A 15977-nucleotide genomic window follows, 5' to 3' on the forward strand; every position below is an offset into this window, starting at 1 on the left:
AGTGTTTTTTTATTCACCAGGATCGATTCGATCAATAATCGCCCTAGCATCATCAGTTGTTTTAGTTTGCATCAAGTCATTTCGAATAGCCGAAGCACCCTTCATACCACGAACGTAAATCTTGAAGAAACGTTGCAATGGTGCAAAGTGACCCGGAATTCCTTTGGCAACAAATTGATCATACAAATCAAGTTGATAGCGCAACAAATTCAATAATTCATGTTCAGAGTGATGTTGAGGAGTTTTTTCAAAGGCATAAGGATTCATAAAGATTCCCCGTCCTATCATAATCCCATCAACACCTGGGTGAGCATTAGCCAAATCAATCCCAGCTTGATAATCGGCAATGTCACCATTGATTTGTAACAAGGTATCCGGAGCATAAGTGTCACGCATTTGAACTAGATCATCAATCAATTCATAATGAGCTGGCACTTTACTCATTTCTTCTCGAGTACGCATGTGAACTGTCAAAACTGGAACTTGTTGTTTCAATAAGAATGGTATCCAAGTTTCATATTCATGCACATCGCTGTAGCCAATTCGAGTTTTTACAGTCACAGGTAAATCACTTTGACGAGCACCTTCAATGACCTCTTTAGCAGTATCGAAATGACGAATCAAGTCACTACCACTGTGATTTTTGATAACGGCAATGTCTGGACAGCCCATATTGATGTCGATTGCTTCGTAGCCTTGCTTTTCTACTTCTTTAGCAGCTTTGGCAAAGTCAATCTCTGAGTTACCCCACAATTGTACGATTGGCTTAGGATTTTCAGCTGGATCGATATACAAACGACCCTTAGTAGTTTCTTTAGCTAACGGATGAGTGATACTCAAAGCGTTAGTAAATTCAGTATAAAAATTATCTGGAACTGTGGCTTTCATCACGACTCGACGAAAAACTGAGCCAGTTACAGCTTCCATTGGTGCCAAACTAAAGAAAGGACGATTCTCTTCTTTAGCTTTTTTGGCGATGCGATTCCAGTATGCTGACTGGGTCACATTCTCACTTCCTATCACAATAAATTACAATACTATCAACTATACCGAGTTTGGTCAGTTTATTGCAAGCTTTAAGTTTTAATTTGCAATTATATAATTATTTCTATATCATACTAAGCAGACTTTAGGAAATTAGGTGAAAACCATGGAATTATCAAACATCATGGCTTGTATGCCTGCAAATGATGAAGGACGTTTTTCAGCAAAATAAAATTTAGGAGTCTAAAATGAAAAACGTCCGCAATACCGTACCATCTATTTTATTAATTATCGTTCTGGTAGGTTTTCCACAGATCAGTGAATCAATTTTCACACCTGTCCTGCCACAACTTAGTACCAATATGAATGTATCAGCCTCTACAGCTCAACTCACCATGAGTATCTATTTTATTGCTTTTGCCCTAGGAGTATTTTTCTGGGGACAATTATCAGACAAAATTGGTCGTCGAAAAGCTATGAATTTAGGCATCATTGTCTATCTAATCGGAAATGTCGGCTTGTATTTCAGTCCCACGTTCAAACTTTTATTAGTTTCACGATTTATCCAAGCATTAGGTAGCAGTGTCGGCTCAGTCGTCACCCAAACTATTATGCGTGAAAGTTTTGATGGCATTAAAGGTACCCAAGTGTTTTCCAAAGTTGGTGCTGCAATGGCTTTATCACCAGCTTTTGGTCCTCTGATTGGTGGTGCCATTGAAACCTACTTAGGTTATAAAAATGTCTTCAGTGGCTTGATCATGATGGCCATTTTAGTTTTGCTATACAGCTATACTCGCTTACCTGAAACAAGAGATACCAATAAAATCAAACGAATTTCACTATTAAAAGTTACTATTAAGTTACTTCAAGATCCAATTGTTTGGGGATATGGTATTTTGATTGGTGGCATCAATGGAATACTCTTTGGCTACTATTCAGAAGCACCCTTTATCTTTATAGAACATTTCGGCTTTTCATCAGTCAAGTATGGTTCTCTAGGTCTAACAATAGCTCTAGCTAGTTTAATCGGTGCTTTTATCGTTAATATTTCTGTCAAATATATCAAATCTGAAACAATTGCCCTATTAGGATTAACCTTCAGTGTGATATCTGCATTACTACTGTTAATAAGTCTACAATTCGACCAAGTACACTTAATGATTGTCGGCTTTTTCTTAATTTTTTTAGGTTTAAACACGACTTTGCCAATTACTTTGAATTTGGCCTTAAAAGGCTACGAAGATATTATTGGTAGTGCCAGCGGGATTTTTAGTCTCGGCTATTATTTAATTGTCAGCTTATTGACCTATCTTGTTAGCTTTATTCACAACGGAACAATTTATGCTTTACCAAGCTTCATATTAGTAACCAGCTTGATTATGCTAATAATTTACTTGCCAATCGGTTTAAAAAAGAAATAATCTTACAAGCATCGCAATTTGCGGTAGTTTTTTTTAATTTGCATTGTAAGCGTATTAATGAAATACTAAAAACATAATCTTTAAGGGGGCTAATTATGGTCGAACTATACATCGTAAGACATGGTGAAACTGACACTAACTATACTGGTAAAATCAACGGTTCCGCAACTGACTTGAGTTTAAATGGAACTGGTAAAAAACAAGTTGAACATTTAAAAGAACATCTCAATATCAACGACTTTGACGAAATCTTTGCCAGTCCATTAAAGCGTGCTCAAGAAACTGCCGCTATTTTGAATCAAGATACTTTAGAAATTCAAACTGACAAACGCTTAAGAGAAATCAATTATGGATCATGGGACGGTCTTTTGGCTGACGACGTTCACGAAAAATATCCTAATTGCTTCGACGAAAATGGCTATTTAACTAAAAATTATTCAGATTATTCACAAAACGCTGAAACTTATCAATCAGTGTTGGATCGTTTACAATCATTTATTGACGACATGAGCAATAAAGGCGATAAAAAGATTCTAGTTGTCTGCCATGGTTTCGTGACTCGTTCTTTTGTACAACTAGTTACTGAAACACCAGACATTGAAGATATTTTGGAGCCAATCAATGCTTCAGTAACGCAAATTAAAATCTCTAACAAAACTGGTCGTACTTATTTAGGTTATTACGGACGACTAGAAAACATTTAGATTTAAAAATGAGGACACAAAAAGAGCACTAGGTGACCACACCTAGTGCTTTTTTGGATACGGAATAACCGAGAATAGTCATCCCTTGTTTGATGTATCAACTACATTATAACAATAAATAACAATTATTACAGTATTTTTTGAAACTAAACATTAGCCTAACACTTTAAAAACAAGTAATATATAATGATGTAGTTAATTTTTTCAAATAGTAAGGAAGTAATTAAACGTGACAAAATCAACTTTCTGGCCGGATATTGCCGCCAAAGCTAAATCAGAAAACCGCCCCTTTTTCACAATGGCACCTATGGAAGCCGTCAGCAATACGGTTTTTCGACAAGTAATCGCTAAAGCTTATGCTCCAGATACTTTTTTCAGTGAATTCGTCTACGCTAAAGGTATCACTGATCCAACAACTAAATTTCCAGTTGACGGACGTTTATATGTTGATAAAACTGAATCAAAGAAACTCGTTGTTCAATTGTGGGGTAACGTCGCAGAGGACTTTGAATCTGCTGGTCAGGCTATCCAATCACAAGGCTTTCCCGCAATCGATATCAACACTGGTTGTCCCGATAAAACTGTTATCAAAAATCACGGTGGCAGCGACTTAATCAGACATCACGACGACTTAATAAAAATCGTTGAAGCTGCTAAAAAAACTAATCTCGCTGTCAGCATCAAAACTCGTCTTGGATACAGTAAGGCGGAAGAATTCAAAGAATGGATTCCTTTTTTGCTAGAACAACACGTTGATCTATTGACGATTCACTTACGTAGCAAGATGGAAATGAGTAAAGTTCCTGCTCATTTTGAAGTTATCGACGACATTATCAAAATGCGTGACGAAATTGCTCCAGAAACCCTCATCCAAATTAATGGAGATGTCGAAGATTTCCAAGCAGGATTAAAATTAGCTCAAGAACATCCCGGACTAGATGGAATCATGATTGGCCGTGGTGTCTTCCACAATCCTTTTGCCTTTGAACCAGTACCTAAAGAGCATTCATTAGATGAATTGTTGGGACTTTTGAGAATGCAGTTGGACCTATTCGACAAGTTTGCCACTCACTACGACGTTCCCCGTTTTCCAGCCTTGAAACGTTTCTTCAAAATCTACGCTCGCCCAGAATTAGGCGCTACCGATTTGAGGAATGAAATGTTACAAGCTAACTCAACTGATGAAGTACGAGAAATTCTAAATAAGTTTCAAAAGTAAAAAAAAGATTGTATTTTGAATTTTTCAGAATACAATCTTTTTTACGATAATTTTTTAAGCTTAATATACGGAGACCTGTTTCTTATTTCTCCCTAATCTTTCAAATTTTACAGTACCAGCTTTTAAGGCAAACAATGTATCATCACTTCCACGACCAACATTAGTCCCAGGATGAATCTTAGTACCTCGTTGCCTATAAATAATAGAACCTGCTTTTATTCTTTGACCATCTGCTCTTTTGGCCCCGAGTCTACGACCAGCTGAATTGCGACCGTTTGATGTGGATCCACCACCTTTATGGTGAGCAAAGAATTGTAAATTCATTTTTAACATAATATTTCTCCTCTTTTTAGTAATCTCTTTGATTAGTAGAACGTAAAATTATTTCATTGATTCCAACATTATCAGGAGTACTGATTGCATACACCACAGCGTTGGCTACATCTTCAGCTTTCAAACCAGCATCTGTTTCATTTTTTAAGACGTCTGCTTTCATTTTTTCATCACTAATGGTAGAAGCTAAACTCGTTTGGGAATGACCGGGTGAAATCAAAGTTGATTTGATACCATTTCCCACTTCTTCTACACGTAAGCCTTCCATAATAGCTCGCATGGCAAATTTAGTAGCTGAATAAACAGCAGAGCCTGCACCTACGAAATGACCAGCTACTGAATCGGTGACAATAATTTGACCATTATGTTGATTCTCCATGATTGGCAAAACATGTTTAATTCCATATAGAGCACCTTTCAGATTAACGTCAATCATCCTCTCCCATTCATCCGATTTACCATCTCGAAGTAATGAAACAGGCATTAATCCAGCATTGTTAAACAACACATCCACTTTATGAAAATTACTAATTGTGAAATTTACTAAGTCTTTAATATCTTTTTCCTGAGTAACGTCAGTGACCTTATATACAGCTTTAATGTCGTATTTTTCAATTAAATCTTTTGTGATTTTTTTTAATTTAGCTTCGTTTCTTGCAGCCAAAACTAGTTGTGCACCATTTTCAGCTAATTTAACAGCAGTAGCTTTTCCGATACCACTTGAAGCACCAGTAATGATGATAGTTTTACCCTGAATATTTTTCATAATTGATTATCTGAGACCTATAACCTTTCTATTGATATACTTGTTAAGATAAAAACAATATTTATATCATAAATCATTATTCAAATTATTCTAGAACGCACTTTAAAGTGGGTTATTAACTTGCAGGTAAGTATCATGGAGGGAAAAATATGGCAAAAGCAAAAAATGAGTTTACTAATGGTGCTTCATTAACATTGAAAATACTTGGTACTAAATGGAAACCACTGATAATTTGTCATTTAATCGACGGTCCTCTAAGAACGCTAGAATTGCAAAGACGTGTAAAAGGTATATCCGCAAAGGTATTAGTTGAACAGCTAAAACAATTAGAAGCAGACGAAATTATTGATCGAAGAGTATTCAACGAAGTTCCACCACATGTTGAATATAGTTTGACAACTACTGGTCATTCTTTAGCAAAGGTTTTAGGATCAATGTCTTATTGGGGAGAACAGCAAGCTCAACAGTTAAACAACAACGGACAAAATATTAAATTGGAGTATTTGGATCACGAAAAATGGACGAAATAAAAAAGCAGCCGCTTAGCTGCTTTTTTTACTTCAATAAATCATGTTCAACTAGATAATCGTGAGCAACGACACTAGCCTTTTTATTCTTCACTGAAACTTGATAATTCATCTTTTGCATATCTTCAGCTGAAATTTTACCAGCCAATTTATTCAAACTCTTCACTACCTTAGGATTCTTCTTAGCAAAGTCGCTATTCATCAAAGGCGCACCTTGATATGGTGGGAAGAAATGCTTATCATCTTTCAAAACGACTAAATCATACTGTTGCACTTGCGGATCAGTCGTATATCCATCGACCAAATTAACACGTTTATGAGCAATCGCCTTATAGCGCAAGCTTGGTTCCATTCGGTTGATTGAAGCAAAGTTCAGATTGTACTTCTTCTTTAAGCCTAAATAACCATCTGGTTGATTGGAGAAGTCAGGATCGAAGGCTGCTTTAACTTTGTCGTTGACTCGCTCTAGGTCACTTAATTTAGTAACGTTGTATTTCTTTGAGAATTCTTTAGTAACAGCTAAATCGTAACCATTTTCATATTCCATCGGTTTCAAGAAAGCCATGTTTTCTTCTTTAGATAACTTATTTTTAGCAATTTTATAAGTCGTCTTGGGATTTTTCGGCGTTGGTTTATCGTAATTGACTAGAGCTTCCAAAACTGTTCCGGTAAATTCTGGGTAAACGTCAATTTGATTTTTCTTCAAGGCTTTGAACAAGAATGTCGTACCACCAAAGTTAGGCTTTAAAGTAACGTTGGCATTTGGTTGGTCTTGTTTAATCAAATCTTTATACATATTCATCAAAATTTCTGGTTCACTACCGAGTTTTCCAGCAATCGTAATATTGACAGGTTGTGGTTTCACAGCTTGATAAACCCGGGTACCACCAATTCCTAACAGGAACAATAAAACAACGATTCCACCGCCATAAATACGTTTTTTCGTTGAACCCATGTACTTCAATAGTCCACTGAAAATAAAGGCTAGTAAGGCTGATAAAACACCACCGATAATTAGGTAGTAATTATTGTTTTGTTGAATACCGAGCATGATGTAATCACCCAAGCCACCAGCACCAATGAAGGCAGCTAAAGTGGCGGTTCCAATGATCATAACTAGAGCAATTCTAATTCCAGAAATTATCATCGGTAAAGCTAATGGAAATTCCAAACGCTGCAGTCGTTTCCACTTTGATAAACCAAAGGCCACTGCCGCTTCTTCCAAGTTTGGATCAATATTAGTCAAACCAGAATAAGTGTTTTGATACAACGGCATAATGGCATACATTGTCAAAGCTACTACCGCTGGTACTGTACCAATACCTACGATTGGAATCAACAAACCTAGCAAAGCCAAACTAGGAATCGTTTGAATAATCCCAGCAATTTGTAAACCAATCTCACCGAATCGTCGATGATTTCGTAATAATATTGCAATCGGTATGGCAATCAGCATCGCAATCAATAAAGAAATAAATGAGATTTCAATGTGTTGATACAAGGATTTCAAAATTTCCCCGCGTTGTTCAACAATTGTTTGCATCAACATTTGCATTAGCGACTACCCCCTTCTTGTCCCAAATAGGCAATCAATTCTTGAGCGGTCATCGAATAACCTTTGTTTTGATATTGAAAATCAAATTGATTTACTTCGCGAAGTTTATTCATCAACTGCTTAAATTCAGTCACAACTGGCAGCTTTTCATCAAAAGAAATTTCTCTCAATAATCCTGACTCAATCAAAAAGTCCATATTCCACCAGTGAGGAGTCTTTGAATCAAAGAATTGACGGACAAAGTCAGTCGCTGGATGTTGCATGATATCATGTGGCGTACCGATTTGTTGGATCACGCCTTTGTTCAAAACAGCGATCCTTTGACCCATTCGTAGAGCTTCTTGCATATCGTGAGTAACAAAGACAATCGTCGTTTTAAATTGTTGATGTAATTTTAAAACTAAATCTTGTGACTTCTTACGCAAAACTGGATCCAAAGCACTGAACGATTCATCCATCAAAATCAAGCTCGGTTCAGTTGCCAAAGCCCGAATAATGGCGACACGTTGTTGTTGTCCACCAGATAATTCTGAAGGCATTCGTTTAGCATATTTTTTGGGATCAAGTTCAACTGATTCCAATAATTCAGCTGCTCGTTGATGTCTTTTAGCTTTAGATACACCTTTTTGTTCCAATTGAATGGCAATATTATCTTCAACGTTCAAATTTGGAAATAGACTACTATCTTGTAAGACGTAACCCATATCCAGACGCAATTTCTGAACGTCATAATCTTTTATTTTACGATTGGCAAAATAAACATCCCCATCAGTCGGCACAGTCAATTGGTTAAGCATTCTCAATAAAGTAGTTTTTCCACTACCACTAGGACCAACGAGAACAAATAATTCACCGTCGTTGATTGTTAAATTGATATCATGCAAAATCGTATTTTGACCGTACTTCATCCCGACATTCTTATAAGTTATCAATTTATTTCCCCTCTCTAAAACTAACTTACTTTAATAATAATTATCTTCTGACTTTTAGACAAAAAATTAGCACGATTATATTTTGATACTTGTTTGTCATCACCTATTTACCAATAATTCGTCATATAATATAGTTATCTTAATGGGGGAACAACATGGACAACATTGATCAAAAAATACTCAAAGAATTAAATCGCAATTGTCGCATCACTAAAACTGAATTAGCCAAAATCGTTAATATGACTCCTCCGGCCGTAAATACTCGTATCGAGCAGTTAGAAGCTGAAGGCATCATTGAACGATACACTATCGAAGTTAATTTGGACAAAATGGGCTATACACATCAAGTTTTTATTGAAACGCAAATGGAATATTATAGTCACGAAAAGTACTTACAATTCATCCATTCTCAAAGAAATTCCATTCGTCATCATTACAAAATATCTGGTGAAATGAACTACATGATTCATGGCGCTTTTCATTCCAATGATGAATTAAATACATTCTTAGAAAAATTAAACAAATATGCCAATTACAAAGTTTTAGATGTTATTTCCGAATTAATTTAGGCAACTGAATAAGTTTAATTGAAATTCATTTAAAGCTACAGATATAAAATAAAGTATTTCCATTAAATATTTTATTTTTTAAAGCAAATCAAAAAGACTTCATAACCGTTAGACTAATTAACGATTATGAGGTCTCTTTTTATGGTAAAACCACAACTTTACCAGGTTTAATTTGATTTTCTAAAAATTCGTGTGCTTCAGGAAGTTGCTTCAATGAGAAGACTTTAACCGGATGAACATCGACGTCTTTATCAGAAATCAATTTCAATAAATCATTCAACTGACCTTCGTCAATTACATAGCTGGCAAAGGATGTCATATAGCGATCATTTGGAATGGCCGTGACGGGATCAAAATGGTCAATATCCCAGACTCCACCCATATCGCCAGTAATGCTAGCAATACCAAATGGTTTCAAATTATTCATGGAATCTATAGCCGTTGCTGCACCAACCAAATCAAAAATCCGTTCGACCGGTTGATCCATTTGCAATTTCTGATGATCATCCAAGACAAAGCCATCGTAATCTAGCTGGAGGATTTCTTCTTTAGCAGTTGCTTTTCTAGATGTACCCCAAACTTTAATATTAGGATTGATTGCCTTAGCTAATTTCAAACCAGCAATTCCAACGCCACTAGTTCCTCCACGAATCAATAATGAATCAGCTTTGTCGATTTGAAGTTGTAATAATGCTCGATAAGCAGTATGAAAAGTTTCCGGAATAGCTGCCAAATCTTCCCAAGGAATATCCGTTGTAACTGGATGAATTATTTCATTTGGCAATAGTGCATATTCAGCATAACTACCGTCAAAATCACGTCCCATTTCACCGTTCATGGCAATGACTTTTTGTCCTACTGGTAAACGCTGAGCATCAGTAGTTTTTTCGATAATTCCGACACATTCGATACCTAAGATTCGTGGGAACTTGACTGAAGGAGACTTACCTTGTCGAGTAAAAATTTCAGAGTGAACGATTCCAAATCCTTTAATTTTTACCAATGACCAACCAGTTTTTATTTCTGGCGTCGGAACTTCTTTATATTCCAATACCTCAGGACCACCAGCTTTAGAAACGACGACTGCTTTCATAAATTATTACCACCCTTTCTCTATTGACCTGCTGAAAATACGCCAAATTGATGACCAGTACTGTCATTTAATCTGGCAAAAGTTAAACCTGTCTTATCAGTAACAGGACCCCAAATAACGGTTGCCCCATTATCCTTGGCTGCCTTAATTACCTTATCAACATCACTTACTAACGTATAGAATGTTGAATATTCAGCAATTTTACCAGCTGTACCCAAAATACCACCAGTTGGATATTCATTGCCTGGTTCAATGATATTATAATATTCATTTTCCATATCTGTATATTCCTGGAACTTCCAACCAAACATTTTGCTATAAAAATCCATTGTTTCTTGAGGATGATCTGTTCCAATTTCAAACCAATTTACGTTATTGTTGTTCATATTAAAATTCCTTCTTTCTTAACTGTCTAAAACAGTTTAAGACAAAAGTTTTAATAACCGAATACATAAAATAAAGTGTTCTAGTAAAATATTTTATTTTTTAAAGTAAAAAAAAACAGAAAAATTAGGTTCCTTCTTAACTTCGGTTAGTTGTAATATTCCGTCCTCCATAGCAAAGAAAATTTGGCTGGAACAATGTGGGCACGACTTGGAGCCTTTGCTAAGCCCAGAACCGGGCAAAGTCTTCAAGCTCGACCTTTCACTAGGCAATAAATTGCCAAGAGAAATTTCACATTTGAGCCAATTTTCTTTGCTATTCCGGACTAGAGAGTTGTTTCATATTTTTATACAGCCAAACAAATAAGCATCTATTCAGATAATGGTAGCCATTAATTGACTATATTTGAATAGATGCCATTTTTAATTTTGAGTTATTTGAAATAAATAATAAAAGACGTTTTCCAGTCGGGAGTGGTAGCTTTGTGGATGCTCAGTACTGAAATTTTGCTTAGCGATTTATCGCTTAGCAAAAGGTCAATCTTGGAGATGATTCCCGGTTCTGGAATTAGCTTCAAGTTGCGCCCAGTACGTTCCAGCGTCCACAAAGCTTCACTTACGACGACATCCAGCGGTAACCTATCTTAAAAAAAAACTCAGAAAAATTAATTTCTGAGTTCTTTTCTTCATTATCTATTAAAATTCAGCGTTACCAGGTGTTCTTGGGTAAGCAATGACATCTCTGATATTTTCCATACCTGTGATGTACATAACTAATCTTTCAAAACCGATACCGAAACCTGAGTGAACTGTACCACCGTACTTACGTAATTCTAAGTACCACTTGTAGTCTTCTTCGTTCATATCAAGTTCAGCCATTCTAGCTTCTAGTTTGTCCAAACGTTCCTCACGTTGTGAACCACCAATCAATTCACCGATTTCGGGAACTAACAAGTCAGCTGCGGCAACGGTCTTACCGTCGTCATTAGCACGCATGTAGAAAGCCTTGAAATCCTTAGGATAGTCAGTGATGAAGACAGGTTTCTTGTAAACTTGTTCTGATAGATAACGTTCGTGTTCAGAATCAAGATCTAGTCCCCAGTAAGGTTTAACTTCAAATTCAACGTCAGTAGCTTTTTCTAGGATGTCGATAGCATCTGTATAAGTTACGTGAGCAAATTCTTCGCCAGCTGTAGCTTTTAAGCGATCAATCAAAGTATTATCAACGTTTTCGTTCAAGAATTCTAGTTCTTCTTTAGCATGATCCATTACGTAATTGATAACGTACTTCAATAATGCTTCTGAACAATCCATTTCATCCTTCAAATCAGCAAAAGCAAGTTCCGGTTCGATCATCCAGAATTCTGAAGCGTGACGTCCAGTATGTGAGTTTTCGGCTCTGAATGTAGGACCGAATGTGTAAACATTTCTAAATGCCAAAGCGAATGGTTCAACTTCTAGTTGTCCAGAAACAGTTAAGTTAGTTTCCTTCTTGAAGAAGTCTTGGCTGTAATCAACTTTGCCATCGTCAGTCTTAGGAACGTTGTTCATATCTAAAGTTGTAACTTCAAACATTTCACCGGCACCTTCAGCATCAGAACTAGTGATGATTGGTGTGTGAACGTAAACGAAGTCATTGTGTTGTAAGTATTCGTGGATAGCAAAAGCAGCTAGTGAACGAATTCTAAAGACTGAGTAGAAAGTATTAGTTCTTGGACGCAAGTGAGCTACTGTTCTCATAAATTCGTATGAGTGAGCTTTCTTTTGCAATGGATAATCAGCATCTGAAGAGCCTTCTTCAACTACTTCTGTAGCATGGATTTCAAAAGGTTGTTGAGCTTTAGGTGTCAAAGCTAATTCACCAACAACTTTGATAGTTGTACTGATTGGGTACTTAACTACTTCAGCGTAGTTTTCCATGTCGCTAGTCATAACAACTTGCACATTTTTGAAGAATGAACCATCGTTTAATTCGATAAATCCAACTCTCTTTGAACCTCTGATTGTACGAATCCAACCAGAAACAGTGATCTTGTCACCGTCAGCAAATTCTTTTTTGTATAAATCTTTAACCAAAACGTTTTGCATTATTTTCTCCTTTTAAAATCCAGAATACTATAAACTAAAAAAAAATCCTCCATCCCTAATAAAAGGGACGAAAGATCTTTTCCGCGGTACCACCCAAGTTTTTTGTAAAAAACACCTCAAAGTACATAAATATACTCTCCAATTGTAACGCATTGGGTCACGTCCGTACCTACTCTACATGTGTATTTCAGCCAGAAATAACGAAGATGTTTTTCCTATATACCGACACGTTAAGTTCTCACTTGCCTTAACTCCCTGTGGATAAAGTATACAGTACTCCTTCTTCTAATATTATTCATATTGATTTTCTTAAATGTAGCATATTTTCATACCAAATGTAAAGTACAATAGAGAAGTATTTATAAGGGAGGATTTTATGAAGAAAAAAGTCTGGAAATGGCTATTAGGAATTTTGATCTTCCTATTAGTAGCAATTTCAATAATGGTCGTTGTGGTTAAAAACAAAGAATATCAGCCAAGTCAAACAGCTATCTCCACTTCACAAGAAGCTTCGATCGTAGATAATGTTATTCGTTTCGAAGGTGACAATAACAAACCTAAAGTGATTTTTTATCCAGGAGCCTTAGTTGAACCAGCAAGTTACAGTATTTGGGCTCAAAAGGTGGCACAAGCTGGCTATTCAGTTTATATCGTCCACTTCCCACTTGATTTGGCTGTTTTGAATAGTAACGCCGCTAATAAAATTTCTAAGAGCAACGGCTACGTTATCGGTGGTCACTCACTTGGTGGAACGATGGCTGCCAAGTATGCCAAAAATAATCCTAATAATCTCAAGGGGCTGTTCTTTTTAGCAAGTTATCCTGAAAACAAAAATGATTTACATGAAATAAATGTACCAGTTCTCTCACTAACTGCTACTAAAGACGGAGTTTTGAACCATACCAATTATCAGAAAACTAAAAAACTACTACCAAACAATACAATTTATGAACAAATAAAAGGTGGCAATCATGCGGGCTTTGGTAGCTACGGCAAGCAAAGTGGCGATAATACCGCATCTATCAGTAATGCAAAACAGCAAAATATTATAAGCACACTTTTAATAAATTGGTTAAATGATTCAATTAGTGAATAATATAAAACGTTTTCATAATTTTCCACAAAAGCGCATACATTTTTGTTATACTAACATTAATCGTTACAATTTTTGGGGGAATTATGACAGTCTTATTTAATGAAAAAATAAATTTAACTGAGGATGCAACTAGATTTATCAATGAATATATCGACTATGTCAAAGAACTCAATCATAAAGATCTCTTTGAAGGATTAAAAGACAAACAAATTCTCAAGAACAAATTCATCTTCAAGATGTACCAATTAGAAAATTTGGATTCCGCTATGGTCGATGTCCACGTTGCAAATAATCGTGTTTATATTTTAGCAAGTGTCTGGACTTCTAAAGTCATTACAATTGGCTCAATTCCTCTCACTCCTAAACTAAAACTAGCTCTATCAAATAATTATTATCCAAAACTAAGTATCACTGGTGGCTTCTTCAAACAAGTCGTACCGGATGACTTTGACAAAGACAAGATTGTCGACGGCTTTGATCCTTATCAACTGACTTTAGAAATTCACAAAGCTGACATGACCGTCTACAAATCACAAAAAATCGATTCAGTCTACCACGCTGCTTTCAAGACTGAGAATAGCTTGATCACAGTATCCAAGAATTTAATGCGCTGTTTTGCGGTCTTTGGATTATTATTAGGCTTAGGATTCATGTTCTTAGGCTACATGTTAACTGGCTTACTAGTTATCATTGCCTTCTTCGGCGTAAACTCCTATACCCTAATAATTGCTGACACGCACATGCAAACACAACCACAGCGACAAAGGATAAGTTAATATACATTCATGTAAAAGCCTCATAAAAATGTTGGAAACTTCATTTTTATGGGGCTTTTTGCTGTGTTTTATAGTATTATTATGGTAAATATTTCTAAAAATGTTCGTTATTCACGAACAATGGGGGTTACGAAAGGGTGGTATATCTTGGAAAAAAAGTCATTAAATAGGAGTCTGTCTTCAAGGCAAATGCAAATGATTGCTCTTGGTGGAACAATCGGTGTTGGTCTATTCATGGGTTCAGCTTCGACAATCAAATGGACAGGTCCTTCAGTTTTAATCGCATATGCTATTGCTGGTTTGATTTTGTACATGGTTATGCGTGCTTTAGGTGAAATGATTTACACGGATCCATCTACAGGTTCTTTTGCAAAATTCGGCTCCGAATACATCCATCCAGTTGTTGGCTATTTAACCGCTTGGAGTAACGTCTTCCAATGGCTAGTCGTTGGAATTTCTGAAGTAATTGCTGTTGGAACTTACCTAGAATTTTGGTGGCCCAATTTGCCACAATGGCTCGTTGGGGTTGTCGTTGTCGCCACTCTTTGTCTAGCCAATTTAACTTCTGTTAAGGCTTATGGGGAAATGGAATTTTGGTTCTCATTGATCAAAGTCGTTACGATTATTTTCATGATTATCATGGGACTTTTAGTTATCTTATTCGGTCTTGGTAATAATGGCCAGCCCGTTGGTATCAGTAACCTTTGGACTAACGGTGGCTTCTTTACAGGTGGATTGAAAGGCTTTATCTTCGCTCTTTCAATCGTTGTCGCTTCTTATCAAGGTATCGAAGTTATTGGTATCACTGCTGGTGAAGCAGAAAATCCTCAAAGTAGTATCGTACATGCGATTCGGACTATCGTTGGAAGAATTTTAATTTTTTATATTGGTGCAATTTTTGTTATCGTTTCAATTTATCCTTGGAACAAATTAGGTACGATGGGCTCTCCATTTACCGAAACTTTTGCCAAAGTCGGAATTACCTTTGCAGCTGAGATCATCAATTTCGTCGTTTTAACAGCCGCTCTTTCTGGATGTAACTCAGGTATGTTCAGTGCCAGTCGAATGCTTTACACACTTGGTCTAGAAAACAATTTACCAAAATCGTTCAAGAAAATTTCTAAAGCTGGTGTTCCTTATATCGCCGTTATCACTATTTCACTAGGTATTTTAATTGGTTTGATCATCAACTTCTTGCTTCCCGTCTTATTCCACACCCCTAGCGACGTTTTCGTAGTTGTTTACAGTTCCAGTGTCTTGCCAGGTATGGTGCCTTGGTTTGTTATTTTGTTCAGTGAACTTCATTTCAGAAGGCTCAATAAAGACAAGATGAAGGACCATCCTTTCAAAATGCCACTCTACCCTCTAAGTAATTACTTAGCCATTGCGGCATTGCTAGTAATTTTAGTCTTCATGTTCTTAAATCCAGAAACAACTATTTCATTATTGATTGGGGTTGTTTTCTTGGTATTCATGACTTGCTTCTACTTTGTTCGTGAAAAATTTCAAACTCACAAGGAAAAATAAACAT

Annotated in this window: 16 protein-coding genes and 1 other annotated feature; of the genes, 8 read left to right on the forward strand and 8 right to left on the reverse strand. The window is 36.3% G+C overall.

The genetic code is table 11. The features are described 5' to 3' along the window. Positions 1-9: 9 nt before the first annotated feature. Complete coding sequence (locus tag LF20184_RS08405; RefSeq protein ID WP_010020231.1) at positions 10-1005, reverse strand: tRNA dihydrouridine synthase; 996 nt, start codon at positions 1003-1005, stop codon at positions 10-12. Between the two features lie 227 nt (positions 1006-1232). Between LF20184_RS08405 and LF20184_RS08410 the strand changes: the two genes are divergently transcribed. The 3 genes from LF20184_RS08410 (at position 1233) to LF20184_RS08420 (ending at position 4328) form a co-directional block, all read left to right on the forward strand. Further along, entirely contained in the window at positions 1233-2405 is a 1173-nt protein-coding gene (locus LF20184_RS08410; protein ID WP_010020232.1) for a multidrug effflux MFS transporter, read from the forward strand. Between the two features lie 95 nt (positions 2406-2500). After that, entirely contained in the window at positions 2501-3109 is a 609-nt protein-coding gene (locus tag LF20184_RS08415) for a histidine phosphatase family protein (RefSeq protein ID WP_010020233.1), read from the forward strand. A gap of 229 nt (positions 3110-3338) precedes the next feature. After that, complete coding sequence (locus LF20184_RS08420; protein ID WP_010020234.1) at positions 3339-4328, forward strand: tRNA dihydrouridine synthase; 990 nt, start codon at positions 3339-3341, stop codon at positions 4326-4328. A 60-nt stretch (positions 4329-4388) separates the two neighbouring features. Here LF20184_RS08420 and rpmA read toward each other — a convergent pair whose 3' ends face one another. Then, positions 4389-4661, reverse strand: coding sequence for a 50S ribosomal protein L27 (gene rpmA / locus LF20184_RS08425; RefSeq protein WP_010020236.1), 273 nt, complete (start codon positions 4659-4661; stop codon positions 4389-4391). Between the two features lie 16 nt (positions 4662-4677). After that, a complete protein-coding gene (locus tag LF20184_RS08430) occupies positions 4678-5427 on the reverse strand; it encodes an SDR family oxidoreductase (protein ID WP_010020237.1) in 750 nt (249 codons plus the stop codon). 149 nt (positions 5428-5576) lie between these two features. Here LF20184_RS08430 and LF20184_RS08435 point away from each other — a divergent pair, with 149 nt between their 5' ends. After that, positions 5577-5957, forward strand: coding sequence for a winged helix-turn-helix transcriptional regulator (locus tag LF20184_RS08435; protein WP_010020238.1), 381 nt, complete (start codon positions 5577-5579; stop codon positions 5955-5957). A 25-nt stretch (positions 5958-5982) separates the two neighbouring features. On the opposite strand, the gene LF20184_RS08440 is transcribed toward LF20184_RS08435, so the two are convergent. Both LF20184_RS08440 and LF20184_RS08445 read right to left on the reverse strand, forming a co-directional pair. Next, a complete protein-coding gene (locus LF20184_RS08440; protein WP_010020239.1) occupies positions 5983-7509 on the reverse strand; it encodes an ABC transporter permease/substrate-binding protein in 1527 nt (508 codons plus the stop codon). After that, the gene (locus LF20184_RS08445) at positions 7509-8441 is read right to left on the reverse strand and encodes an ATP-binding cassette domain-containing protein (protein WP_010020241.1); all 933 of its coding nucleotides are present in this window, start codon (positions 8439-8441) and stop codon (positions 7509-7511) included. The genes LF20184_RS08440 and LF20184_RS08445 overlap by 1 nt, the downstream gene beginning before the upstream one ends. Before the next feature lie 155 nt (positions 8442-8596). Between LF20184_RS08445 and LF20184_RS08450 the strand changes: the two genes are divergently transcribed. Beyond that, positions 8597-9010: an Lrp/AsnC family transcriptional regulator gene (locus LF20184_RS08450; protein ID WP_010020243.1), complete on the forward strand. Its 414-nt coding sequence runs from the start codon at positions 8597-8599 to the stop codon at positions 9008-9010. Positions 9011-9149: 139 nt separating this feature from the next. On the opposite strand, the gene LF20184_RS08455 is transcribed toward LF20184_RS08450, so the two are convergent. The 3 genes from LF20184_RS08455 to asnS form a co-directional block, all read right to left on the reverse strand. Further along, positions 9150-10103 (reverse strand): alcohol dehydrogenase catalytic domain-containing protein, encoded by a 954-nt coding sequence (locus LF20184_RS08455; RefSeq protein WP_010020244.1) that lies wholly within the window; start codon positions 10101-10103, stop codon positions 9150-9152. A gap of 20 nt (positions 10104-10123) precedes the next feature. After that, positions 10124-10489, reverse strand: coding sequence for a VOC family protein (locus LF20184_RS08460; RefSeq protein WP_010020245.1), 366 nt, complete (start codon positions 10487-10489; stop codon positions 10124-10126). 693 nt (positions 10490-11182) lie between these two features. Then, a complete protein-coding gene (asnS, locus tag LF20184_RS08465) occupies positions 11183-12574 on the reverse strand; it encodes an asparagine--tRNA ligase (protein ID WP_010020246.1) in 1392 nt (463 codons plus the stop codon). Between the two features lie 60 nt (positions 12575-12634). Then, positions 12635-12873, reverse strand: a binding site (T-box leader). A 77-nt stretch (positions 12874-12950) separates the two neighbouring features. Here asnS and LF20184_RS08470 point away from each other — a divergent pair. The 3 genes from LF20184_RS08470 (at position 12951) to LF20184_RS08480 (ending at position 15973) form a co-directional block, all read left to right on the forward strand. After that, on the forward strand, positions 12951-13670 hold the full coding sequence (locus LF20184_RS08470; protein WP_010020247.1) for an alpha/beta hydrolase: 720 nt from the start codon (positions 12951-12953) through the stop codon (positions 13668-13670). 83 nt (positions 13671-13753) lie between these two features. After that, positions 13754-14446 carry a hypothetical protein gene (locus LF20184_RS08475; RefSeq protein WP_010020248.1) on the forward strand — a complete coding sequence of 231 codons (693 nt, stop codon included), beginning with the start codon at positions 13754-13756 and terminating at the stop codon, positions 14444-14446. 147 nt (positions 14447-14593) lie between these two features. Next, positions 14594-15973, forward strand: coding sequence for an amino acid permease (locus LF20184_RS08480; protein ID WP_029606546.1), 1380 nt, complete (start codon positions 14594-14596; stop codon positions 15971-15973). Positions 15974-15977: the final 4 nt, after the last annotated feature.

The sequence above is a fragment of the Companilactobacillus farciminis KCTC 3681 = DSM 20184 genome (assembly GCF_002706745.1).
Classification (GTDB): Bacteria; Bacillota; Bacilli; order Lactobacillales; family Lactobacillaceae; genus Companilactobacillus; species Companilactobacillus farciminis.